Below are 2,028 nucleotides of genomic sequence, written 5' to 3'. Positions count from 1 at the left end.
GTTGCAGGCAAGCCCTGATATTCATTCCGCATCACACTGTGCCCGTTACCGGTCCGGTTTGAGAAAGTGCGGCCGGCTGCTATGGTGCCCGTGACAATCTGCGGCAATACGGAGCCTGTAATGCTTACAACCATAATTTACCGGAGCCACCTCGCCGATGACGTGCCCGTCAGCATTCTGCCGGGCATGGTGGAGAAGGCAACGCTGCTCAACGCCCGTCATCAGGTGACGGGCATCCTGCTGTTTAACGGCACGCACTTCTTTCAGATACTGGAAGGTCCGGAGGACGGCGTGCTGGACATCTACGGCCGCATCTGCGCCGACCGGCGTCACCACAACGTGGTTGAGCTGATGCGCGACTACTCGCCGTCGCGGCGCTTCGGCAACCACGGCATGGAGCTGTTCGATCTGCGCCATCACCCCCGCGGCAGCGTGCTGCAGGCGGTGCTTGACCGCGGCACCTCTAAGTACCGCCTGACCTATGACGATCGCGGCCTGCAGTTTCTGCGAACCTTCGTGGAGGCCCGGGAGAAAGAAAACTACTTTGAGGTTTTGCCCGCCGACTACTGGGACTTTGTGCCGGATGAGAACGGGTCACCAGCGCCCGCGGCGGGCGTGACCTTCCGCCCGGTGGTCGACCCGCTCGGCCGTGAGGTCACGGCCCTTGAGGCCATACCCGATGATGCGCCGGAGGGACTCTCCGGCGATGCGATGTACGTACATAATCTCGCTGCGGTCACCGGGGCGCTGCACAGAGCCGGCAGGTCATGCCCTGACGACATGATGCTCTACCTCAGCATTCTGCCCGGGACGCTGGTATCCGTTCCGGATGCCGTTGGCCGGATTGTCCGCGCCATCGACAGCGCTGAACTGGTGCCGCAGCAAATCATACTGGGGGTCAGCGAGACGGAGGTGATTTCTCAGCTGGAAGCATTTTCCGCAGCGGTGCGGCAGCTGAAGCAGGCCGGCATCAGCCTCTCTGTCGATAACTTCGGTGACGGCTCCGCCGGGCTGTCTCTGCTGGCGCACGTCCAGCCGGACCGCGTACGCATCGGCGCCGCGATCGTGCGCAATATTCACCGCAGCGGACCCCGCCAGGCGGTGGTGCACGCGGTGCTGCGCTGCTGTTCTGCCCTGGAGATTAACGTCATCGCGGCGGGCATCGAGCAGCCGGAAGAGTGGATGTGGCTGGAGGCGGCAGGGGTCACTGACTTTCAGGGGTCGCTGTTCACCGCAGAGGGCGCGGCCGTGGCCTGGCCGGAGACACGCGAGGCCGTCTGAGGCGCAGGAACAGAACAGGGGCCCGTGGGCCCCGTATGATTAACAGGACGCGGCACGGTGAGGCGGAAGCTGCGTGGCCATAACGGCCGCGGGCACATCAGCCTTTTCCTGCCGCAGGGTCCTGCCGCGGTTGGCCTTTTCAAGCCAGGTGCGGAAATGCGTCATCATGGCCGCCGCATGCTGCGCGTCCGGCGTGCGGTAAATCAGCAGCCGGCTTTTGGTCTGGTTTGAGAAGTCGAGGGCATAAATCTCAATGCCGGCCTCGCGCTGCTCGCTTTCAATTGCTGTGAAATGCATGTCAGGCCAGCGGTTCACCTTCAGCATAAACTCACTTAAAATCATTTTTTTCGCCTTTTATTGTTTTAAAATCGGTACTCTTTTCACTGGTCTGCCCAGCGTAGAACTGGTTGCGGACTCTGCAAGCCGTCAGCACGGAATTAAGCGTAAATATTTCGTAAAGGCAGTCACTCAGCCCCTTTCAGCGCCGCAGGTTCCTGCAGCATGTGTCAGCAGGGCATGTCCGGCAATACGCTGGCGGACTATCAGTGCAACAGGCAATAACGGACAGGGGGAAGCAGCGATGATCAGCGAGGACCGGCTCAGCCAGATCGCGGAGAATCCGGACAGTCATGACGCGGAGATCGTGGCGTTGGCGCAGGAGCTCCTGCAGCTGCGCCGCACGCTGGGCGCGCCCTGGGCCGTTGTACAGCCGCTGGGCGAGCTTTACGTGGAGGACGGGAACGCGGC

Annotated in this window: 2 protein-coding genes; one reads left to right on the top strand and one right to left on the bottom strand. The window is 61.9% G+C overall.

The features are described from left to right. Positions 1–120 precede the first annotated feature (120 nt). Complete coding sequence (locus tag VI01_RS24465; protein WP_045816986.1) at positions 121–1,281, top strand: diguanylate phosphodiesterase; 1,161 nt, start codon at positions 121–123, stop codon at positions 1,279–1,281. A 39-nt stretch (positions 1,282–1,320) separates the two neighbouring features. On the opposite strand, the gene VI01_RS24460 is transcribed toward VI01_RS24465, so the two are convergent. Then, entirely contained in the window at positions 1,321–1,623 is a 303-nt protein-coding gene (locus VI01_RS24460) for a hypothetical protein (protein WP_045816985.1), read from the bottom strand. Positions 1,624–2,028: the final 405 nt, after the last annotated feature.

Origin of the sequence: Pantoea sp. SM3, assembly GCF_000963995.1 — a bacterium.
GTDB classification, from domain to species: domain Bacteria; phylum Pseudomonadota; class Gammaproteobacteria; order Enterobacterales; family Enterobacteriaceae; genus Pantoea; species Pantoea rwandensis_B.
Note: the sequence above shows the minus strand (reverse complement) of the source record. Positions and strands in the feature narration are given on the sequence as shown.

What these genes read in the sequence shown, in the direction of transcription:
- VI01_RS24460 (WP_045816985.1), bottom strand. Translation starts at nt 1,623, where the DNA reads ATGATTTTAAGTGAGTTTATGCTGAAGGTGAACCGCTGGCCTGACATG.
- VI01_RS24465 (WP_045816986.1), top strand. Translation starts at nt 121, where the DNA reads ATGCTTACAACCATAATTTACCGGAGCCACCTCGCCGATGACGTGCCC.